Below are 21431 nucleotides of genomic sequence, written 5' to 3'. Positions count from 1 at the left end.
TTTGCTGCATTTTCCCCGAATGACGCTGCAGGCTGGTCCTCGGCTCAGTGCGGCGCATCCTCGGCCCAGAGTGCTTGCATTTCGGGGCTGCGTTCCAGCAGTTCTGCCAGCGTGCCCTGGTCGGCCACCCGGCCCGCTTGCAGCACCACCACCCAGTCGGCGCGGCTCAGCGCAGCGCGGCGGTGCGATACCACCAAGCAGGTGGCGTCCAGCTCGCGGCCCAGGGCGTCCCACAGGGCGCTCTCGGTGCGGGCGTCCAGCGCGCTGGAGACGTCGTCGAACACCAGCAGGTCGGCGTCGCGGGCCAGCATCCGGGCCACCGCCGCGCGCTGAATCTGTCCGCCGCTCAGCTTGACGCCGCGGGCGCCCACCGGGGTGTCCAGCCCGCCGCCCAGCTGCGCCAAGTCGGTGTCCAGCTGCGCCAGCCGCACTGCCCGGTTCAGCGCCGCTTCGTCCGCGCCGCTCAGTACGTTTTCGCGCAGGGTATCGGAAAAGAGGCCCGGCAGCTGTGCCGTGTAGCTGGAGCGCGGCGGCACGAAGAAACTGGCCGGGTCGCTGACCTGCTCCCCGTTCCAGAGAATCTCGCCGCTCTGGTGTGGCAGCAGCCCCAGCAGCGCCCGCACCAGGGTGCTTTTGCCGCTGCCGATTCGGCCGGTCACCACCACGAACTGCCCCCGGCGCACGGTCAGGTTCACGTCCTGCACGCCGCCGCTGCCGCCATACTGGGCGGTCAGCCCGCGCACTTCCAGCTCGCGCAGCGGCTCGGCGGCCGGGGCTGGGGCGGGGGCCGGCAGCGCCTCGCCGCGCAGGTACAGCGGGGCGTGCCGGGCCGGCTCGAAGGGGCCAGCGTCGGTCAGCAGGCGGTTCATGCGCTCGAAGGCCACGCCGGTGCGGCGGTGGGTGGCGATCCAGTCCCCGAAAAATCCCAAGGTGCCGGTCAGCCGCGGCAGCAGCCCGATAAACAGCACGAAATCGGCCACCACCATCTGTCCGCCGGTCACCAGCCGGGCGCCCAGCAGCAGCACCAGCCCGGTCGCCAGAAAGACCATGTTGGTGTTCACGCCGCGGATCAGCTCGGTCAGCAGCACGTCCTTAAGGGCCGCATCCTGCCGGATGTCGCCCAGTGCTTCGAGGTGCGCCACCATCTGCCGCTCGCGGCCGGCCAGCTTCACGGCTCCTACGGCGCCGAAAGTTTCCCCGATAAAGTCGGTCACCCGGGCGGTGGCCTCGCGCATCCGGCGGCGGTAGGTGCGGATCCGCGGCGAGAGGCGGCTCACCACGGCAATCATCAGGAACAGCGGCGCCACCACCACCACTGTCAGCCGCAGGTCCACCCGCGCCATCAGGCCGACGGCGACCAGCACGAGCAGTGCCATGCCGAACCCGTCCACCCAGGCTTCGATGTAGGCGTTCACGTCTTCCACATCGTCGCGGAAGCGGCTGACTGCTTCGGCCGGGGTGTCGGGCAGGGCGCGGGTGCCGCTGGCGGTCAACAGGTAGTTCAGCAGATTGCGGCGCAGCAGCGCGCCGGTGGTGGCCGTCAGCTCGATAAATTTCAGGAACGCCGCGTAAAACAGCCCGAAGCGCAGCAGCCGCACCGCCGCAAAGGCCGCCAGTGCCAGCCACACGGCGCCCAGCTGCGCGCCGGGACCGGGCGTGACCGCTTCCAGCTGCCGGAACAGCTCGCTGATCAGCCAGGCCAGCGCGGCCGGCGTCAGGTACACGCTGGCCCACAGCGCCAGATTGGTCAAAAACAGCAGCGGATTGTAGGCGATGATGCGCCGCGCCAGAGCAAAAGTCTGGGCGCCGTCCACCTGATGCGGGTTGGAACTGCTGGAAGTCGTGGTCATGGGTGGGGTCCTCACGGGAAAGTGATGCAGAGAAAAAGGCTTGAGACAGAAAAGAGTGCGCAAACAGGGAGAGCTGGGAAGAAGCGGTTACACCAGCAGTTCTTCCATCAGCTCCTCGGCGCTGCCTTCCGCCGCGCCGGCCGAGGCCCGCAGCAGCGCCGCGTACTGTGAGCGTGGGTTGGCGGCCAGGGCCGCGCGCTCACCGAACTCCAGCACCTCGCCGGCGCCCAGCACCAGAATCCGGTCGGCGCGGGCCACCGTTTCCAGCCGGTGCGCGATCACGATGGCAGTGCGCCCGCTCAGCAGCCGGTTCATGGCGGCCGTCAGGGTGGCCTCGGTGGCGGGGTCCAGGCGGCTGCTGGGCTCGTCCAGAATCACCACCGTGGGCCGTTGCAGCAGCACCCGGGCAAAAGCCAGCAGCTGTGACTGCCCGGCACTCAGGCTGCCGGTGGGCAGCGGGGTGTGGACGCCGTTTTCCAGCCCGCCCAGCCACTCGTCCAGGCCCACTTCCTGGAGGGCGGCGGCCACCTCCGCGTCGGGCACGCTGGGGTCAAAGAAGGTGAGGTTGTCGCGCACACTTGCCTGAAAAACTGCACGTCCTGGCTGACCACCGCCACCCGTTCGCGCAGGTTGGGCAGGGCAATGTCAGTGGTCGGCAGGTTGCCCAGCCGCACCTCGCCGCCGCTGGGGTCGTACAGCCTGGAGACCAGCCGGGTCAGGGTGGTCTTGCCGCTGCCGGTGCGGCCCAGCAGCCCCAGCGTCTGCCCGGCCGGCAGGGTAAAGGACACGTCTTTCAGCACCCGCTCACCCTCCGGCGAGTAGCGGAAATCCACCCGGTCAAAGGTCAGTTCCGGGGCGCCGGCGGGCAGCTCCTGGGTGCCGCTGACCAGCTCCGAGCGCAGCGCCAGCAGCTCCCCGATGCGGCTGAGGCTGGCCCCGGCTTTTTGCAGGTCCTGTAGTTGCTGGCTGAGCTGATCGATGGGGTCTTCCACCATGCTCATGTACGAGTACAGCAAAAAAGCCGTGCCCAGGCTGATGGTGCCGGCGGCGTAGAGGCCAGCGGCGGCGGCCAGAATCGCCACGTAGCCGGCGGCGAACAGTCCCATGCTCAGCTGCCAGACGATGGCCCGCGCTTTCCACGACGCCAGAAAATTCCGGAAAAAGCTGCGCTGCACGCCCAGAAAACCGCGCAGGTGATGCTCGCCGGCGCCCAGCGAACGCACGTCGTCCAGGCCGGCCAGCCGCTCTTCCACGTAGCCGTACAGCTGCGCGCTGCTCTCGCGCTCGCGCCGGGTAGGTTCGATGCCGTTCTTGCGGACCAGATTCATGGCCCAGAGGGTCAGCGCCGCAAAGAGGGTCACACCCAGCCCGGTCCAGGCGTTGACCCGCCAGAACATCACCAGCGCGCCCAGCAGCAGCAGCCCGGCGCCGAATACCCGCACCGCGAACTGCGAGAAGAAGTTGCTCAGCGCGGTCACGTCGCCGTCAATGCGCTCGATCAGTTCGCCGGGGGTGCGTTCCTTGTGCTCGGCCATGTCCAGGCTCAGCAGGTGCCCGGTCAGGTCGGCACGCAGGCGGTTGGTGGCCTGCCAGCCCACCCGGGCGCCCAGGTAGGTGGCGGCCGCGTTCATCAGCTGCACGCCCACCGCAAAGGCGATATAGGTGAGGGCCAGTCGGGTCAGCACCCTGAGGTCGGCCTCCGCCCCCAGCCGGGCATCGTCCACAAAGCGGGCCAGCAGCTGCGGCAGCATCAGGTTCAGGGCGGTGGCCCCCAGCAGCAGCGCGGCCAGGGCCAGCACCCACCACTTCAGCGGGGCCAGGTAGCGGCCCAGCACGGCCAGGGTGCGCCCGGAGGACGACCGTGCCGGGGCGCTGCCCGCAGCAGAATGAGAAGCGGAAGTGGTCATGCTGCCCAGCCTAGAGGATGGGCCAGCGCGGCAGCATGGGCCAGATGGCGTAGTGCAGAGCTGGCGGATGTAGTGCAGAGCTGGTGGGATCAGGTGTTCAGTTCAGGTGGTCGCAGCAGCTTCCAGCGCCGTCACGGCGGCCCGGCGTGCCTGAATCCGGCTTTCCAGCAGCACATAAAGCCCGGCCGAGGCGAAGCCCAGCCCCGAGAGCACGTACCACATCGGCGCGGCGCCGGCCCGCTCCAGCAGCGCTGCGCCCAGCAGCGGGGCCAGCAAGCCTGCCAGCCCGCTCATACTGCCCACCAGCCCGATGTACCGCCCGCGCTGCTCGGGGCGGCCCAGTTCACTGACCACCGTCTTGGAAATGGAGTAGGCCACGATCTCGCCCACCGTCCAGACCACCACCGCCAGCATGTGCGCCGGCAGCGTGGTGGCAAAAGCGTGTCCCAGGAAACCCAGCCCCAGCAGCGCCGCTCCGATAGGTTGCCAGCGCGGGTGGTTGTCCCGGGCAATCAGGTGTCCCAGCGGCAGGCCCAGCAGCACCACCAGCACTCCGTTGACCGCCACCACCTGCCCGTACTGCGCAGGGCTGTAGCCAGCCTGCGCGAACACCAGCGCCAGCAACTTGTAGCCCTGATAGGTCAGGGAGTAGAGCAAGGTTGCCAGGCAGAACTGCCACAGCAGCCGGTCGCGGGGCAGCAGGCCGCGCCTTCCCGCTTGTCCTGGCCCGCCCAAGCGGCGTTCCGGCCGCCGGTTGGGAAAGCGCAGGGTGAGCAGCAGGGCATAGATAAACATGGCCGCCGCATCCAGCCAGAACACCAGCCGGAACGAGAACCCCGCCAGCCAGCCGCCCAGCACCGGCGCCACCGATGCCCCCACGTTGACCGCCCAGTACAGCAGGTTATAGGCGCGGGTGCGTTGCTCGCCCTGGGTCAGCCCCGCCACGGCGCTGCTGACTGCCGGCTTGTACAGCGACTGAAACAGCGCGAAGGCCAGCACCCCGGCAAACAGACTCCCGAACGAGCGGGCCTGGGCCAGCAGCAACAGCATCAGCCCGCCGCCGGCCAGCGAGAGGCGCATGGTCACGGCGGTGCCGAAGCGATCACTCAGTGCTCCGCCCAGCGGCTCCGACACAAAGCGGCCGATGCCCATCGCGCTGAGAATCAGGCCCACCTGCCCCAGGCTCAGGCCCCGCTCGGCACTCAGGTAAAAGCCCAGCAGCGGCACCACGAATTCGCCTATGCGGTTGATCAGGGTGCCGACCCACACCACCCAGAAAGCCGGTGGATAGGTCCCGTACAGTCGGCGCCAGGCGGGAAGGGGAGCAGATACGGGCGGGGAAGAGGGCACGCTGCCTATCATGCCGCGTGTCTGGCCCCGGTACGGCAGTACAGAGCCAGGGACATGGCGTAGCTCAGGCCAGCGGCTGGCGCCGGCCGCGGGTTTGCCACAGGCCGTACAGCACGCCGCCCAGCAGCAGCGCCAGCGTAACCCCCAGGCTGACTCCGGCGTCCACCTTGCCGAAAAACTGCGCGTACACGATCTTGCCGCCAATAAAGACCAGCACCAGCGACAGGGCAGTCTTGAGCGCCTCGAAGCGGTGCAGCAGGGCCTCCAGCGCGAAGTACAGCGCCCGCAGCCCCAGCACCGCGAAGATGTTGGAGGTATAGACCAAGAAAGGGTCTTTGGTAATGGCGAAAATGGCCGGGATGCTGTCCACCGCAAAGACCAGGTCGGCGGCTTCCACCGTGATCAGTGCCACCAGCAGCGGGGTGGCGTGCCGCCGAAGGCGTCCGGCCGCGTCTGGCAGCCGCACCATGAATCGGTCCCCGTGCAGCTGCGGCGTGATGGGCAGCAGGCGCCCCAGCGCCCGGATCAGGGGGTGACGGGCCGGGTCGGGGGCCTGTTCCTCCGCGTCCCGGTTCAGCAGCATCCGCACGCCGCTGTAGATCAGGAAAGCGGCGAAAACCCACATCACCCACTCGAACTGCGTGACCAGCGCCGCGCCCAGCCCGATCATGGCGGCCCGCAGCACCAGCACGCCCAGAATGCCCCAGAACAGCACCCGGTGCTGGTACTGACGCGGAATCGCCAGCGCCCCGAAAATCATGCTGATCACGAACACGTTGTCCAGCGCGAGGGCCTTTTCCAGCGCGAAGCCGGTGAAGTATTCCAGCCCGCTCTGGGCGCCCAGGGTCAGCCAGACCCAGCCGCCGAAAGCCTCCGCCGCCGCAATATAAAACAGGCTCAGCAGCAGGCTCCGGCGCACGCCGATTTCGCCGTTCCCGCCGCGCCGCCGGCCCAGTACGCCCAGGTCGAAGGCCAGCAGCGCCGCCACCGTTCCGACAAAAACCAGCCACATCCATGCCGGCTGTCCCAGCCATACTCCGCCTAGCACATTGCTCAGGTCCATGCTTTTACCTCCCCACCGCGCCGCAGGTGCGGAGGGGCCAGACCACCCCAAAAAAAGGCGCCTGGACAGCCTCCGCTCTGCGTGCGGTGGTCTGTCCAGGTCTCGCTTTTGCTGCTGCCGGGCCGGCCGGGAGTTTCTCCCGGCGTATTGACGGCTCCGGAGCGCCCGCTTACGGGCCGCTACTCCCCCAGATGTCGGTGGATTTTAGCATGCCGGGACAGACGGCGCGGGCCAGGCTCGCCTTAAGAAAAAGCGCTGATAGCCTGGGCGGGCGGCTTCCCGCGCCTGCGGCCAGAGGCCAGGAAAACTGCTGCGGCATCCCCTGACCGCGCCGGCGGCTGCCTATACTCCTTGTCATGACTTCGTCTGGCCCGGCTTTTCTCCGCCCCGAATTTCTGGAGCGATTGCTGCAGCATCACCGCGAGGGTGGCCGTTACCCCCCCAGCGAGTGGATGGTGGAGTGGGCCGAGGGCCTGCTTTACACCCTCTTTCCCGAGCAGACCGGGCGCTGCATCGACAACACCGACTGCCTGCGGGCCGAACTGATTCGCCTGGAAGCGACCCTGGCCCGCACCCTCACGCCGCTGGGCCATGAATTGCCGCAGCCGGCCCACGCCCTGGCCGCCGAGTTCATGGCAGGGGTGCCGGAGCTGTACGCCCGGCTGGTGGACGACGCCCACGCCATGTGGGAGGGCGACCCGGCCGCCCGCAGCCACTACGAGGTGATCCGTGCCTACCCGGGCTTTTATGCTGCGGCGCTTTACCGCATCGCTCACCGCCTGCACCGCCTGGGCGTGCCGATGCTGCCCCGCCTGATTACCGAGCGGGCCCACGGCCGCACCGGCATCGACATTCATCCGGGCGCAGAAATCGGCGAGCGCTTCTGCATTGACCACGGCACCGGCATCGTGGTGGGCGAAACGGCCCAGCTGGGCAACAACGTCAAGTTGTACCAGGGCGTGACCCTGGGCGCCCTGAGTGTCGAGAAGGACATGGCCGGCACCAAGCGGCACCCCACCATCGAGGACAATGTGGTGATTTATGCTGGGGCCACCATTCTGGGCGGCCAGACGGTGATCGGGGCCGGCAGCGTGATCGGCGGCAATGTCTGGATTACCCGCAGTGTGGCTCCCGGCGCCAAGGTGTACTACCGCGGCGAACTGGACCTGCGGCTGGGCTGAGTCTGGGGGCAGGACCGAACCCGGGTTCGTCTCAGCTCGCATTTGGCCGGCCCGGCCCTGCTCTACACTGCCGCACATGACTGACCAAGCACCCGGCTCTCAACCCGCTCTGTACTCCTCGGCCCTGGACCTGATCGGCAACACGCCGCTGGTCAAGCTGCATAGTCTCAGCACCGATCTGGTAGATGTCTACGGCAAGATGGAAGGGCAGAACCCCGGCGGCAGCGTCAAGGACCGCGCGGCCCGTGCCATGATTGAGGGGCTGCTGGAACGCGGCGAACTCCAGCCGGGCGTGCGCCTGATCGAAGCGACCAGCGGCAACACCGGCATTGCCCTGGCCATGCTGGCGCGGCTCAATGACCTCGACATCGAACTGGTGATGCCCGAGAACTCCACTGTCGAGCGGGTACAGACCATGCGCGCATACGGCGCCACCGTCACCCTGACGCCGGCAGACGGCGGCATGGAAGCGGCCATCGACTACATGCGCGCCGAGGTGGCGGCCGGCCATGCCCAGATGCTCAACCAGTTCGGCAACCCGGACAACCCCCGCGCCCACTATGAAACCACCGGCCCCGAAATCTGGCGCGACACTGCCGGTCAGGTCACCCATTTCGTGTCCAGCATGGGCACCACCGGCACCATCATGGGGGTGTCGCGTTACCTCAAGGAACAGAACCCGGGCGTGCAGATCGTGGGCGTGCAGCCCACCGAGGGCGCCAACATTCCCGGCATTCGCCGCTGGCCCGAAGCTTACCTGCCCGCCAACTACGAACCTGAGCGGGTGGACCGGGTCATCGATGTGAGCGAAGCCGATGCCCGCGCCATGACCCGCGCCCTGGCCCGCGAAGAAACCGTCTTTGCCGGCATGAGCAGTGGGGGCGCCGCGCACGCCGCCGCGCAGCTGGCCCGCGAACTGACCGCGGCCGGCCAGCGCGGCCTGATCGTGTCGATTGTCTGTGACCGGGGTGACCGCTACCTGTCGTCGGACCTGTTTGCTTAAAGCCGCCCGGTGAGCGGGCCGAGGCAGTCGCCAGACGGCGCCCTTGCCTCCCTCTTGGCCCGCTATCATGCTGGGCGTGATTGTTGCCGTCGGCCATGACCTGATCGAGCTGGCCCGCATCCGTGGCCTGCTGGAGCGCGAGCCGCAGCGCTTCCGCCGCCTTTTTGCTCCCGCCGAGCTGGAGTACGCCCTAGCGCAGCGCGATCCGGTGCCCTCGCTGGCGGCCCGTTTTGCGGCCAAAGAGGCTTTTCAGAAGGTCTGGCCGCGGCCTTTTGGCTGGCAGGAAGTCTGGGTAGAACGTGCCCTGACGCCCGGCGGCCCCTTTGAGCGTGCTGCGCCCCAGCTGCATTTCGTACCGCACATTGCGGCCGAGATGGCGGAACGGCGCTGGCGCGCCCATCTCAGCCTGACCCATAGCCGCGAACACGCTTCGGCGGTGGTGGTCCTTGAAGCCCTGCCCGATGCCTAAGCGACGGTTCAGATGGTGCTCATCTTTCTTCTCATGAGTTGCCCCCAGCGATAAAAAGGACTAAGTTGACCCTAGACCTACAGGGTCATTTATCACAAAGCGCAGCTGGCCGGGGCCTGTTCTCGCCGGCTTCACTTAACCTGAGGAGAGACGCAATGGATCAAGCAAAATCATCGGTCTGGAAGATCGTGGCAGCTCTGGCCGCACTGTTCGTGATTGTCACGGCGCTGCTGCTGGGCTTTGCGCGCACCACACCGGACCGGGAAATGGCCCGGGCCACCCAGGCGGCCAATGGCCGCAGCGCCCAAACGACGTCTGAAACCAGCACCACGACCAACAAGTCGGCGGCGACGGCTTCTTCACAGTCTGCCGATAACAATGCTGCCGGTACCCAAAAGGGCACCAGCGGTCAGGACAGCGGCGTGCAGGCCGGAACCACGCCGGCCGGCTCCAAGGACGGCGCTGGCAACCAGGCCCCCGACGCTGCCAGCGTGACTGCCGACAACAACGGCGAACAGGTGGTGCAGCACATCTTTGATGCCACTGAGGGTGCCGACGTGTTTGCCCAGGCCTGCCAGGCTTGCCACATGCCCGGCGGTGTAGGCGTCAAGGCCACCGACGGCGCGGGCCAGAAGAACTACCCGGCGCTGGCCAACAACCCGAACCTGCAAAGCCCGCAGTACCCGTTGACTTTTATCCTCAACGGTGTGGGCGGAATGCCCAGCTTCGCGGCCGACCTGACCAACGAGCAGATTGCCAGCGTGGTGAACTACCTGCGCCACGACCTGAACAAATATGACGGCGACACCAAGCCGGAAGATGTCGAGCAGATGCGGTCCAAAGGCCCAGTCAAGGCTCTGGGAGGAGGAGCAGGATGACAGACGAACATAGCGGCGTGACTCGCCGGCGCTTTATTGAAATGATGGGTGCCGTAGGCGGCACCTCGGCGGCTTACTTCGCCATGACCTCGCTGGGGATGGCCCAGAGTGCTCAGGGCACCGAAGATGCCGTGCCGGACCTGCAGGGCAGTGGCAAGGGCAAGAGCGTGCTGATTCTGGGCGGTGGCCTGGCCGGCATGTCCTCGGCCTACGAGCTGAAAAAGTTGGGCTATGACATCACCATTCTGGAGTACAACGACCGTGCCGGTGGCCGCTGCTGGACACTGCGTGGCGGCGACACCTTCACCGAGTTGGGCGGCGAAACCCAGACGGTGAAGTTCCGCGAAGGTAACTACCTGAACCCTGGCCCCTGGCGTATTCCTTACCACCACCGTACCTACATGCACTACGCCCGTGAATTTGCGGTGCCGCTGGAAGCATTTATCCAGGTGAACGAGAACGCTTACGTTCACCGCAAGGACACCAAGAAGAAGTACCGCATCCGCGAGGTGCGCTCCGACTTCTACGGCTACACGGCTGAACTGCTGGCCAAGTCCATCAAAAAAGGCGCGCTGGATCAGGACATGACTCCTGAAGACCGTGACATGATGACCGAAGCCATGAGCGAGTGGGGCGCCCTGGACGATGCCAACAAGTACGTCAAGGGCATGATCTCCAGCGCCCGACGCGGTTACAACGTCGACCCGGCTTCGCGCCTGCAGCCCGGGGAACCCAGCGACCCGATTCCTTTTCAGGAGCTGATGAAGGACAAATACTGGACCAGCCTGATTCAGGGTCTGGTCTACGAACACCAGCAGGCGATTTTCCAGCCGGTCGGCGGGATGGACCAGATGGCCCGCGCCTTTGAAAAGCGCACCCGCGACATGATCGTCTACAACGCCAAGGTCAAGTCGATCACGGTAGGCGACAATGAAGTCACCGCTGTCTATACCGACCACGACGGCAATAACGAGAAGAGCGTCAAAGCTGATTACTGCATCTGCAGCATCCCGCTGCCAGTGCTCTCACAGATCGATTTCAAGGCCGATCCGGATCTGGTACAGGCCAGCAAGAAGGTTGCTTACGACGCTTCTTTCAAGGCCGGCATCGAGTCTCGCCGCTTCTGGGAAACCGAAGAAGGCATTTACGGCGGTATTTCCTATACCGACCAGAAAATCGAACTGGTGTCTTACCCCAACGGTGGCCGCAACCGTGACAACACCGGCGTGCTGCTGGCGGCCTATCAGTATGGTCCGACCGGGATTCAATACACCGGAATGAGCCCCGATAAGCGCCTGGCTGAAGTGCGCAAGCAGGTGGCACAGATTCACCCGCAGATCGACAAGGAATTTATCAGCGGTGTGAGTGTGGGCTGGCACCGGGTGCCCTGGGTTCTGGGTTGTGCCTCGTCCTATACCGACGAACAGCGCCAGACCATCTACAGGACCCTCTCGGCTCGCCACGGCCGCATCATCCTGGCCGGCGAACAGATCAGCTACTGGCCCGGCTGGCAGGAAGGCGCGCTGCTTTCCGCCATGACTGCTGTGAAGGAAATTCACAGCGCGGCTCAGGCAGGCTAAGCTCTTTATTCAACTTCACTCCAGCTCAGGTCCTTCCGGGCCTGGGCTTTTTCAGGTTTGCTTGCTGAATACTCTTTAAGCAACAAATAGCGCGGCCTGCGGTAATGCGGGCCACGCTGTTTGCCTGAGGAGAAATATCCGGGTTTTACTGCACAGTCAGGGTGAAAGAGCCGCTGCCCGAGTAAGCGTAGACTTCATAGCGGTAGGTGCCGCTGGGCACGCTGGTGCTGATCTTTTCGGAGGAACCGGCGTTTTCGCTGGAGGCCACGTCCGTCCAGGTGCTGCCGTTCCAGCGCTGCAGGTAGAGGTCAAAGTCGGTGCCGCTGGGGCCGCTCAGGGTGAGCGTAATGGCACCGCTGCGAGTTTCACTGCTGCTGCTGGGAGCGTACAGGGCATTGCCCTGGCTGGCCGTGCTGGTGTAGGTGCGGCCAGGAGCCGGCTGCGGGGTGGGGGGTGGGGGTAGGCGCCGGGGTGGTGTCGGTGCCGGCCAGGGTGTACAGCAGGCGGTTGGGGCTGCCGTTCAGGCCACTCAGCCGGTTGGTGGTGGCGTTGGCGTTCAGAGCGCTGGCCACCTGGGCCGGAGTGTAGCTGGGGTTAGCACCTAGCACCAGAGCGGCGCCGCCGGTCACATGCGGGGTGGCCATCGAAGTGCCGCTGATGGTGTTGGTGGCGGTGTTGCTGGTGTACCACGCACTGGTGATATCGGTGCCGGGGGCGCTGATATCCACGCAGGAGCCGTAGTTCGAGAAAGAGCTGCGGGCATCGGTACGGGTGGTGGCACCCACCGTGATCGCCAGCGGAGCGCGCGCCGGGCTGACGTTACAGGCGTCCTGGTTCTCGTTGCCAGCCGCCACCACCATGGTCAGGCCACGGTTCACGGCGCCCGAGATGGCGTCGTCGGTAGCCTGGCTGGCACCGCCGCCCAGGCTCATGTTCGCCACGGCCGGGCCGGAGCGGTTGCTGGCGGCCCAGTTGATGCCGGCGATCACGCCGGAGTTGCTGCCGGAGCCGTCACAGCCCAGTACTTTCACGGCCACCAGGCGGGTGCCTTTGGCCACGCCATAGCTGTTGCCGCCCACGGTGCCGGCCACGTGGGTGCCGTGCCCGTTACAGTCGGTGTTGCGGCCGTCGCCGGTCTGGTTGCTGCCCCACACGGCGCGGCCCCCGAAGTCGTTGTGGGTGGTCAGGATGCCGGTGTCGATGATGTAGGAGGTGACGTTGCTGACGTTGGTGTTGTAGGTGTAGCTGCTGTCCAGTGGCAGGGCACGCTGGTCCAGGCGGTCCAGGCCCCAGGTAGCGCCGCTCTGGGTGGCGTTGGCCCGCATGACCTGATCCTGCTCAACATACTTGACGCGGGGATCGGCTCGCAGAGTGTGCAGGTTTTCCGCGCTCAGCTGAGCGGCGAAGCCTTGTAGCGCCTGACCGTAGATGTGCTGCATGGTGATGCCCTGGGGGTTCAGTCCCAGCGCTTGAATCAGGCCGCCGGCCGACTGTGCGCTCAGATCACTACCCAGGCTGCCTTCGCTGAGTACCACGATGTACTGCCCAGGGATGGCATTTTCCGGTTTCACTTCCACCAGAGGAGCCAGCTGCCCGGCGCTGCGAGCGCGTTCAGGGTCAGGAACCTGGGCAAGGTCTCCGCCGTTTCCAGGTACAGAAGCACCGGGTGCCGGCGTCTGAGCGGGGGTAGAAGCGGGCGCAGAAGGAGTGTTACCGCAAGCGGCCAGCGCCAGGCCAAGACCGAGGGCGACAAAAGTCATTTTTTCATATTCTTACCTCTTTCAGAAACAGTCAGAGTGCGGCGAATCTTCCCAAATTCGCTGGGGCCTGTGGCGGCCAGCCGAGCTTCTCTGCCTGTTTCGCGCCCTACCTTAGGCTCAGAACTTGCACCTGAATAGGCGGACAAAAAGCGCTCCCAGAGCTGAAATTCTGGAAGTGTGTACAAACAGGTTTCAGGGGAGCGCGCCCATATTCTCTCACAGCGGATTCTGGATATTCCAGAGACGCTGTATCAGCAGCGAAGCTTGCAAGCTTCGCTGCACCTCTTCCACAGTCCAGGTCAGAAGACCAACTTCAGCCAGGCTGAGGGAGTCAGTCCCAGTGCACTCAGCCGTTTCTTCAACATCTATGACTGGGATTCAGACCGCTGCTGGGAAGAGATGCAGGACACCCAATGGCGCATGTTGCTGGACGCGGCTCGTCACAAACGCAGACCTCGTCTGCGTCTCAGTGTGGATCTGACCACGGTGGAAAAGGTGGGGACTCAACTGCCCTACGTCAGCGTCTACAACGGCAGGCACGGCATTCATCTGGTGGTCCTGTTCGCCGAATATGGGGAACTGAAGTTCCCCATTTCTTACCGGGTCTACCAGGGCAAGCACACCAGCACCCCGGTCACTCTGGCGCTCGACCTACTGGAAGAGGTGCCGGACTTCATCAAGAAACGTTTCCGGGTACGTGTCCTAGCGGACAGTGGATTCGAATCCGCTGTCTTTCTGGACGGTGTGCAGCGCCTGGGTTTCGAGTTCGTGGTGGGTGTGCGGAGCAACCGACGCACAGACCATCCTGGACAGGTGACGGTTGCGGACTGTCCGCATGGGGGGTACGTCAACCTCGCCAACTGGCCTCTGGAAACGCTGACCCTGGGGAGGATGGACCGTGGGGACCGTGAATTCTTCGCGGTGTCGTCTGAGCTGTTAGAGGGGAAGGACATCCTTGCTGAAGGAAAACGGCGCTGGGCACTGGAGTCGTTTTTCAAAGAAGGGAAGCATCAGTTTGGGTTGGCGCAGTTCGCGCTGCGAACTGCCAGGGGTCTGGACCGCTGGATTTTGATGGTCTTCCTGGCCTTCACCCTGACCATGCTGTACCGCTCTGAGGACATGACCCTGAAAGAGGCAGCCCGCCTGGCTCTCTACACCCTGTTCCCCGAAGTCTGGCTCAACCACCTGCTGAGCCAGCTTCAAAAAGAGCAAGAATTCCTCCACCAGCACGGCTATTCGCTCAGCTATGCAAGGTGCAACTTATGAGTTCTGGAATATGTTCCCGGTGGTCAAACACTGGAAGAACGAATAGTTTGTGGCCGTCGTCCCACCCTAGCTTGGCGGATTCAGACACTCCAGAACATTCTTGGTGCAGTACAGCTAGCACATAGCGAGGGCGTTATTCATCGTGATCTCAGCCTCAGCAATATTCTCTTTGACGCAGACGAGAACACAATCAAGCTCAGTGATTTCGGTACTCAGTGGGTGACAACTTCACTTCCAGCCCCTCCTGGTGGGCAAAAAGGCTGGGTCAACAGGTCTAGGATAGCCATGAACTGTTTGGGTTTCCACCGTAAGGCATCCACGAGATACTGAGCACCGTACCGCACCAGACTGACCGCTCTACGACCATGCTTGAGAATGGGGATGGACTGGGTCTGGCTGAGCCAGACCCCCAGGCGCAAACAAAACATCCAGGCCAGTGTCACAAGGCCGAAGAGCCGCTGAAGACGGCTCCTTTCCGTCATCCCAGTCCGCTCCAGGTCGAAGCCTCGCTTCTTGAAGCTGCTGAAGGTGCACTCGATTGACCAGCGCTGCTTGTACAGCTTCCAGGTCTTCCGAGCGCTGAAATCTGTGGCAATGATGACGAGGTCACCTGTGGATGACCTCGTCGCGACCACCCGCATGAGTTCGCCAAACACGAACACCTTTTCGTCGATTTCATGGAAATGACCGTGCTGGACGTGCTTAAACCATTCCTTCCCATTCATGTCGTCCAGCATGTCGCTGTGCCGAATGCGGATCGCCCGCTTGATGCCTTGACGACGGAGAAAACGGAACCACTCCGCACCGATGAACTCACGGTCAGCCACCAGGCCTTGCCAGCGTTTCGCTGGCAAGACGCGGAGGAGCTTCAATACCAACCACATACGGGCGTAGGTGTGGCTGTTCCCGGACTCATCAAGAGGAACCCAAATCAGGGGCAGGGTGAAGCCATGAACCACGGCTCCAAGCACCAGAAAATTGATGGGCGTTTCCCCATGCTCCCAATTGGTGCGGTCCAGACTCAGCAACACCTTCCCCGGTGGAAGATGGACGACGAGCAGAGCGATGAAAAAGTCCATGTCCAGCTGCTCATCCCGGAAGGTGCGGTCTGCCCGCCTTTTCTTAGCCTGGGGCATGCTGATACCCGGCATGTGGGCACTCAGGTCGTGATGATTGATGCTCCTCGCGGCAATCATCGCCAGAAGGACGTCAATCAAGCGCTGAAGGGTGTCAATGCGGAGATGACTGGCGTGCGCTTTGAAGTGCTGGGTGAGTGCGGTAGCCTGCTGAGCAGCGGATTCTGTTGTTTTCACACTCTCAGGAAACCGTGAACAGTCGGCCCCATCAAGCTTGATGGAGCTGTCTCTTGGGTTTTGCCGTCTGGAACGAGGTCGAACTGAAGTTGTCACCTACTGAGGTCAGGCTCATGTCAAGACAGCAGTCTCATTTTGATCTGCCCGCCTTACCATCTACACTGGAGATGAGTTATGACTGCACCGAGTATGAGCAAACCTACCGCCGTCCAGCAGCGCACTTTTGAGCACCTGATCACCACGGCCGAGCGCCTGATGAACAGTGGCACCACTCCAAGTGTTGCTGAATTGGCGGAAGCGGCCAGTGTATCGCGGGCAACGGCTCACCGTTACTTTTCCAGTCAGGCCGATATCGTTTCTGCGCTGGCCAGCCATACGATGATTCCTATTCGTTACTGGGAACCGGTTACCCAGGATGCCCGGGCAAGACTGCACGAGTTGCTGGACTTCACATTCAGTCAGCTCACCGATGCCGAGGTTCATCACCGGGCGATCTTGCAAGTCCATCTGACCAACTGGGCAGAAGCTTATCCAGAGCAAGCTACGCCAAACCGGGGGCACCGCCGTGAGCTGCTCTGGCGGGCGGTAGAACCGCTGGTTGGACAACTTCCCCAGGTCCATCTCGAGCGGTTGGTACAGACCCTTTCCCCCTTCTTCGGCATAGAGCTTTTTTTAGTGTTCCGCGATATGTGGGGACTTGACGATTCTGCAGTGCTTGACCGCGCCCACTGGATGATTGACAGCCTGTACGAACGCGCCTTGGCAGACGCTGCTGGGAGTGGCCACCAGAGTAAGGAGCCACCAAAGTGAGTGGCCGTCCGGACCCCATGCAGTGCGTGTCAGGTGTTCCCCTGGAACCGCCCCACCAGCCAGCGGGCAGCGGCGTCCAGCAGATAGCCCAGCAGCCCGATCAGGACCACCGTCGCCATCAGTTCCGGGTAGGCCAGGCGGTCACGGGTATCCAGGATGAAGTAGCCCAGACCGGCCCGCACGCCCAGCATCTCGCAGGGCACCAGCAGAATCCAGAGCGTACCTATCGCCAGGCGCACGCCCTGGAGCAGTGACCCCAGAATGCCCGGCAGGGTGATATGCCAGAACATCTCCCCCCGTGTGGCGCTGAGGCTGCGCCCCAGGTCCAGCCAGCTGGCATTCAGGTTCTTGACCCCACCAGCTGCGGCAAACAGGATCGGCCACAGGCCAGCCAGCGCCAGCAGCAAATAGATGGGCGCGTCGCCTACGCCGAGAACCATCACCGCCAGCGGCATCCACGAGAGCGGGGAAATCATACGCAGCAGCTGAAAGGCCGGTTCGGTGGCCCGCTCCAGCAGGCGGGACGATCCCACCAACAGTCCCAGCGGCGCACCTATCACGAAGGCCAGGCCCAGTCCCACCATGACCCGCTTCAGGCTGACCAGCAGGTGCTCCCAGAGGGTGCCTTCCGCCAGGAGACGGGTCAGGGCTGGCAGCGCCGCGCCGGGCGAGAACTGCCCCAGAAAGGGGGTGCCGGTCATAGCAGGGAGGGTCAGGAGCCACCACAGCAGCCCCAGCCCCAGCAGGCCCAGCAGTTCTACCGGAAAGGGGAAAGGACGCCCGGACTTGCCCTGCGCCTCAGGGGAAGAAGCGGCCAGGCTCATACCGGCCCCTGGGCAGGCGCAGAGAAGGTCTCGGTGCGGCTGTATCCGCTCAGCCCGAAGGCGGCGGGGCCACCCTGAGCCTGCATGGCCTGGGTCACGAACCGGTCCGTCACGACCTCGCGGGCCACCTGAGCCGGGTCCAGGCGCTGCAAAAAGGTGGTGTCTCCTTCCACGCGCACTTCCCTCAGCTGCCGGACAAGTTCCTCGGTGTAGGTGGGGTACGGGTAGGGGCGAAAAGCGATGCGCCGCTCCTGCCACTCCGGGTGCTGCACTGCGCCACTTTGCAGGTACTGCGCGGGCAGCTCGTGCTGCAACACCCGCCCCAGTACAGCCGGTTTGTGGGGGGTGTAGCGCTGCTCGCCTTCTGCGGAGAGCAGGTGAGCGGCCTCTGCCGGGTGACTGTTCAGCCAGAGCTGGGCGCGGGTCAGGGCATTCACTACTTTTTGGGTCCAATTGGGTCGGCCCTCGATATCGCGGTCATGCATGGTGACCACGCAGCAGGCGTGTTCCTTCCACACGTCGCCGCTCAGGCGCTGCACCCGGCCTGCGCCCAGGCTTTCGGCCAGGGCACCGAATGGCTCGGCCACCACGAAACCGGCGATCTGGCCTGCTTTCAGGGCGGGCACCATGTCGCTGGGAGCCATCACCACCAGCTGTACGTCCCGCTCTCCTCTGGCGTCACGCGCACTGACCACCGGATTCAGGCCCGCTTCACGCAGCAGGCGCTGGGCCAGCACGTTATGTACTGAATACCAGAAGGGCAGCGCCACCGTCCGGCCCGCCAGGTCGGACACCTCGGTGATATCTGGCGCAACAGTCAGCGCTGAGCCGTCCACATGGCTCCAGGCCACAATGCGCGTAGGCACCTGCGCGCTATAGCGCATCCAGATGGGGAGGGGAGAGAGCAAATGAACCACATTGACATGCCCGAACACAAAAGCTTCGACCAGCTGTGACCAGCTGCGGAACAACCGGGGCTTCTCGGCACTCAGGCCCTCGGCTTCCAGGTAGCCCAGGCCGTGCATCGCCAGCAGTGGAGCCGCGTCGGTGATGGGCAGGTAGCCGACACGCACCGGCTCATCCGGGTCCGGCTGACGGGGAGTGCAGCCGCCCAGCAGCGTAGCGCTCCCGGCAGAAGCGCTCAGCAGACCGGCCAGGCGAACGAACTCGCGGCGTGAGTAGGGAGCAGTAAACGCAAAAGCGTGGTCATGGCACACAGTAGGGTCCTTGCAAAGAGTCGGGGAAATAAGGTGAGCAAGCAGGTCGGGCAGGCGGGTTCAGCTGACCAGCGCCTGAGGGGCACCCTCTGGGGAGGCAGCCCAGTTGCCCTGCTGCACTTCGAACAGGCAGCGCAGCACCTCGGTGCGCAGGTGGCTTAGCTGCTCGGAGTGCGCGGCGCGGGGGCGCGGAAGGTCCAGCGTCCACTCGCGCAGTTGCCGCGCAGAAGTCTCCTGAGCGGGGCGGCCCAGCAGGACCACCCGGTCCGCCAGCAGCAGCGCTTCGTCAATATCGTGGGTAATCAGGACCACAGCCGTCTGGTGGCGTTGCAGCAGGGCCAGCAGCAGGGTCTGCATTTCGCTGCGGCGCACCTCGTCTAGGGCGCTGAAGGGTTCGTCCAGCAGCAGCACTTCCGGCTGTCGGGCAAAGCTGCGGGCCAGCGCCGCCCGCTGCGCCATCCCGCCTGAGAGCTGCGCCGGGAAGCGGCGGCCCTGGCCTTCCAGCCCCACTTCGGCCAGCACCTGCGCCACCCGGAGGCGTCTTTCAGCAGGGTCCAGCGCCGGCTGGTGGCGAAAATCCAGCCCGAAGGCCACGTTGCGCTCCACATTCAGCCAGGGCAGCAGACTGGGCGTCTGAAAAGCAAAGGCCATCGCCGGGTGCGGCCTGTTCAGCCGCTGGCCCTTCAGCTGCACTTCTCCGGCTCCTGCCGGTTGCAGCCCGGCCAGGATACGCAGCAAGCTGGATTTGCCCACGCCGCTGGCCCCCAGCACCGCGACGATTTCACCCGGTGCCACCTGGAGGTCAAAGCCCTGCAGCACTGCCTGAGAACCGTAGCGGACGGCCAGGTTTCTGGCGCTCAGCACGGGAGTTGCCGTCATACCGCCGCCTGCCTGGTAGGGGTGCCGGTGTAAGGTTGCCCAGCCTGGGCCAGCTGGGTCTGAAGCTGCACCACACTGGGTGTGATGAGTGGCAAGAATGCCTGTTCGCGCCAGCGCCGCATCAGGCCATCGGCGCGGCCCGACAGGTAGGCCAGCCCGCCCGTGGCCTGCAGCTCCAAATCCACGGCCCGGCCCGCCGTTTCGACCAGGGCCACTTTCAGGCGGAACAGCTCGGCGCAGTCCTGCACGAACTTTCCCGCTGCCAGGCCGCTATACAGTTGCTGGCTCAGGGCGTCCAGCTCGGCCTGGGTGTCCGCCACAGGCCCGTGCAGGACTGAGGTGTCGAAGCAGGCCAGCCGGGAGCGGGCCTCGGCCAGGGAGCGGCGGGCCAGGCCCAGTGGCAGGGCGAGTTGCAGGCCCAAAAAGGCCGGGCGAACCCGTGGCAGGTAGTCGGCGGCGTCGGGGTCCAGCACATGATGCTCTGCCACCTGAGCCTGCTCGAAATGAAGCTGCGCCGTCGCACTGCCGCGCAGGGCCACCAGGTCCAGGTCGGGCGTGCGGGTCAGGCCAGGCGTGTGCGCCAGGCTGACTGCAACCAGAGGATGCGGAGAGCCGGCGGGCGTGGCGACCATAGCAGCGGCCCAGAACCCCTGGTCCTGCGTGCGGAGATTGGTGACCCAGGGCAGCGCGCCGTCTACCGTCCATCCTGCGGCGTCAGGTCTACCGCTCAGGCTGATCTGCTCGATGCCCGACAGAAACTTCATGGCATTGCTCAGGCCACTGGCCCCGGCGATCTCGCCGCTGAGCAGGCCGGGCAGCAGCTGCTCGCGCAGCGGCCCCGAACTTCGGCCCGTGAGCAGATACTCGATAAAGGTGCGCTGGCCCCAGCCGACAAAGGCCGCCGTCAGGCTGCGCTCGGCCACATCGGCCAGCGCTTCAATCGCTTCGGTGATGGAACCACCTGCGCCGCCGTATTCCGTGGGCACCCCCAGGCGAAACAGGCCAGCCGAGGCCAGTTGCGGCAGCAGCTCAGTGCTGACTTGCGGATCTCCCGCGTCCAGCTGGGCCGCATGGCCCTCTAACCATTGATGCAGTTCAGTGAATCGGCTCATGACTTATTCCTCTTAGAAATATTAGATATTTACAGTGTTTGTAGGGCTACAAAAAAACCAGGGAAGCCCTGGCTCAGGTCAGATGTGGGGGCGCAGGCCTTAGCTCAGGCCGTCCCAGCGATAAGGTTCCAGTTCGGGGTTCAGCGTGGTCTGAGCCACGTTGTTGCCAAAGTTGCAGATGGTTGCCAGGCCCACCCCCAGCACCACTTCCAGGGCCTGTGCCTGGTCATAGCCGGCGCCGAAGAAAGCTTGCAGCTCCTCGTCTGAGACAGCTCCACGGTTGGCGATCACGGCGCTGGTATAGCTGGCCAGTGCGGCCAGTTTGCTGTCTTGCAGCGTTTTGTGACCGCGCAGTGCCTCAATATCCTCTGCGCTTAGCTTGGTCGTTTTCTGCGCCGTCAAGGTGTGTCCAGCGACGCAAAAGGAGCAACCGTGCGTGGTAGCGGCCATCAGCTGTACCACTTCGCGCTCATCAGGGGTCAGGCTGGTTTTGCCGTTCAGTTTGGACAGGGTCAGGTAGCTTTCCAGCACCGTGGGCGAGTTGGACAGCACGCCCAGCAGGTTGGGCAGGTAACCGCCGTTGCGCTTTTGCACCGCTTCCAGCTGGGCGCGTGACCCTTCTGGGGCAGACTCTACGGTGTGGGCACTTAGTCGGCGGGCTTTGCTGGAATCAGGAACAGTCATAGATATACCTCAAAGAAAGAAGGGGAAGAATATTCTGTCAAATGCTTACACTTGGCAGAAAGTTAAATTTGTGCTCTGCAGTATGCACTTGGATGTTTGGGAGTTCAAGCCCTTTGCAAGCAAGTTTTTAGGACTCCCTGCCGCGAGGGTAACTATAGCTCAGAACTTGCACCTGAATAGGCGGACAAAAAGCGCTCCCAGAGCTGAAATTCTGGAAGTGTGTACAAACAGGTTTCAGGGGAGCGCACCCATATTCTCTCACAGCGGATTCTGGACATTCCAGAG

General features: G+C 64.4%; 19 protein-coding genes and 1 pseudogene. 8 read left to right on the top strand and 12 right to left on the bottom strand.

Annotated features, from left to right (window positions below):
- Nucleotides 1–44: 44 nt before the first annotated feature.
- The 4 genes and pseudogenes from OCI36_RS12290 to OCI36_RS12275 all read right to left on the bottom strand — a co-directional run bounded on the left by OCI36_RS12290 (nucleotide 45) and on the right by OCI36_RS12275 (nucleotide 6170).
- A complete protein-coding gene (locus tag OCI36_RS12290) occupies nucleotides 45–1850 on the bottom strand; it encodes an ABC transporter ATP-binding protein (RefSeq protein WP_261665371.1) in 1806 nt (601 codons plus the stop codon).
- A gap of 87 nt (nucleotides 1851–1937) precedes the next feature.
- Nucleotides 1938–3757, bottom strand: a pseudogene (locus tag OCI36_RS12285) (ABC transporter ATP-binding protein).
- A 102-nt stretch (nucleotides 3758–3859) separates the two neighbouring features.
- Nucleotides 3860–5107: an MFS transporter gene (locus OCI36_RS12280; protein WP_261665370.1), complete on the bottom strand. Its 1248-nt coding sequence runs from the start codon at nucleotides 5105–5107 to the stop codon at nucleotides 3860–3862.
- Nucleotides 5108–5171: 64 nt separating this feature from the next.
- The gene (locus tag OCI36_RS12275) at nucleotides 5172–6170 is read right to left on the bottom strand and encodes a TerC family protein (protein WP_261665369.1); all 999 of its coding nucleotides are present in this window, start codon (nucleotides 6168–6170) and stop codon (nucleotides 5172–5174) included.
- A 356-nt stretch (nucleotides 6171–6526) separates the two neighbouring features.
- Between OCI36_RS12275 and OCI36_RS12270 the strand changes: the two genes are divergently transcribed.
- From OCI36_RS12270 to OCI36_RS12250, 5 genes are all read left to right on the top strand, one after another.
- The gene (locus OCI36_RS12270) at nucleotides 6527–7351 is read left to right on the top strand and encodes a serine O-acetyltransferase (protein WP_261665368.1); all 825 of its coding nucleotides are present in this window, start codon (nucleotides 6527–6529) and stop codon (nucleotides 7349–7351) included.
- 76 nt (nucleotides 7352–7427) lie between these two features.
- Nucleotides 7428–8354: a cysteine synthase CysM gene (cysM, locus tag OCI36_RS12265; protein WP_261665367.1), complete on the top strand. Its 927-nt coding sequence runs from the start codon at nucleotides 7428–7430 to the stop codon at nucleotides 8352–8354.
- A gap of 76 nt (nucleotides 8355–8430) precedes the next feature.
- Entirely contained in the window at nucleotides 8431–8823 is a 393-nt protein-coding gene (locus OCI36_RS12260; RefSeq protein ID WP_261665366.1) for a 4'-phosphopantetheinyl transferase superfamily protein, read from the top strand.
- A gap of 155 nt (nucleotides 8824–8978) precedes the next feature.
- Nucleotides 8979–9701 carry a c-type cytochrome gene (locus tag OCI36_RS12255; RefSeq protein WP_261665365.1) on the top strand — a complete coding sequence of 241 codons (723 nt, stop codon included), beginning with the start codon at nucleotides 8979–8981 and terminating at the stop codon, nucleotides 9699–9701.
- Complete coding sequence (locus OCI36_RS12250) at nucleotides 9698–11281, top strand: flavin monoamine oxidase family protein (protein WP_261665364.1); 1584 nt, start codon at nucleotides 9698–9700, stop codon at nucleotides 11279–11281. The genes OCI36_RS12255 and OCI36_RS12250 overlap by 4 nt, the downstream gene beginning before the upstream one ends.
- 145 nt (nucleotides 11282–11426) lie before the next feature.
- On the opposite strand, the gene OCI36_RS12245 is transcribed toward OCI36_RS12250, so the two are convergent.
- Nucleotides 11427–11582, bottom strand: a complete 156-nt coding sequence (locus OCI36_RS12245; protein WP_261665426.1) for a hypothetical protein — start codon at nucleotides 11580–11582, stop codon at nucleotides 11427–11429.
- A 64-nt stretch (nucleotides 11583–11646) separates the two neighbouring features.
- Entirely contained in the window at nucleotides 11647–12858 is a 1212-nt protein-coding gene (locus tag OCI36_RS12240) for a S8 family peptidase (protein WP_261665363.1), read from the bottom strand.
- A 360-nt stretch (nucleotides 12859–13218) separates the two neighbouring features.
- Between OCI36_RS12240 and OCI36_RS12235 the strand changes: the two genes are divergently transcribed.
- Nucleotides 13219–14307 carry a transposase gene (locus tag OCI36_RS12235; RefSeq protein WP_261665362.1) on the top strand — a complete coding sequence of 363 codons (1089 nt, stop codon included), beginning with the start codon at nucleotides 13219–13221 and terminating at the stop codon, nucleotides 14305–14307.
- 3 nt (nucleotides 14308–14310) lie between these two features.
- On the top strand, nucleotides 14311–14637 hold the full coding sequence (locus OCI36_RS13460; protein WP_409996747.1) for a protein kinase domain-containing protein: 327 nt from the start codon (nucleotides 14311–14313) through the stop codon (nucleotides 14635–14637).
- Here the strand turns inward: OCI36_RS13460 and OCI36_RS12230 are convergent.
- Nucleotides 14520–15503 carry an IS4 family transposase gene (locus OCI36_RS12230; protein WP_261665425.1) on the bottom strand — a complete coding sequence of 328 codons (984 nt, stop codon included), beginning with the start codon at nucleotides 15501–15503 and terminating at the stop codon, nucleotides 14520–14522. The genes OCI36_RS13460 and OCI36_RS12230 overlap by 118 nt on opposite strands.
- Nucleotides 15504–15809: 306 nt before the next feature.
- Here OCI36_RS12230 and OCI36_RS12225 point away from each other — a divergent pair, with 306 nt between their 5' ends.
- Entirely contained in the window at nucleotides 15810–16430 is a 621-nt protein-coding gene (locus OCI36_RS12225; protein WP_261665361.1) for a TetR/AcrR family transcriptional regulator, read from the top strand.
- A gap of 29 nt (nucleotides 16431–16459) precedes the next feature.
- On the opposite strand, the gene OCI36_RS12220 is transcribed toward OCI36_RS12225, so the two are convergent.
- The 5 genes from OCI36_RS12220 to OCI36_RS12200 all read right to left on the bottom strand — a co-directional run bounded on the left by OCI36_RS12220 (nucleotide 16460) and on the right by OCI36_RS12200 (nucleotide 21146).
- Nucleotides 16460–17254, bottom strand: a complete 795-nt coding sequence (locus OCI36_RS12220; RefSeq protein ID WP_261665360.1) for an ABC transporter permease — start codon at nucleotides 17252–17254, stop codon at nucleotides 16460–16462.
- Nucleotides 17251–18471, bottom strand: a complete 1221-nt coding sequence (locus OCI36_RS12215; protein WP_261665359.1) for an ABC transporter substrate-binding protein — start codon at nucleotides 18469–18471, stop codon at nucleotides 17251–17253. The genes OCI36_RS12220 and OCI36_RS12215 overlap by 4 nt, the downstream gene beginning before the upstream one ends.
- A 60-nt stretch (nucleotides 18472–18531) precedes the next feature.
- Nucleotides 18532–19350, bottom strand: a complete 819-nt coding sequence (locus tag OCI36_RS12210; RefSeq protein ID WP_261665358.1) for an ABC transporter ATP-binding protein — start codon at nucleotides 19348–19350, stop codon at nucleotides 18532–18534.
- The gene (locus tag OCI36_RS12205; protein ID WP_261665357.1) at nucleotides 19347–20462 is read right to left on the bottom strand and encodes an acyl-CoA dehydrogenase family protein; all 1116 of its coding nucleotides are present in this window, start codon (nucleotides 20460–20462) and stop codon (nucleotides 19347–19349) included. Before OCI36_RS12205 ends, OCI36_RS12210 begins: the two co-directional genes overlap by 4 nt.
- 99 nt (nucleotides 20463–20561) lie before the next feature.
- The gene (locus OCI36_RS12200) at nucleotides 20562–21146 is read right to left on the bottom strand and encodes a carboxymuconolactone decarboxylase family protein (protein WP_261665356.1); all 585 of its coding nucleotides are present in this window, start codon (nucleotides 21144–21146) and stop codon (nucleotides 20562–20564) included.
- Between the last annotated feature and the right edge of the window lie 285 nt (nucleotides 21147–21431).

Source organism: Deinococcus sp. Marseille-Q6407 (assembly GCF_946848805.1).
In the GTDB taxonomy this organism is placed as follows: Bacteria; Deinococcota; Deinococci; order Deinococcales; family Deinococcaceae; genus Deinococcus.
The sequence above is the reverse complement of the archived record's forward strand: the minus strand, read 5'-3'. Positions and strand labels throughout refer to the sequence as shown.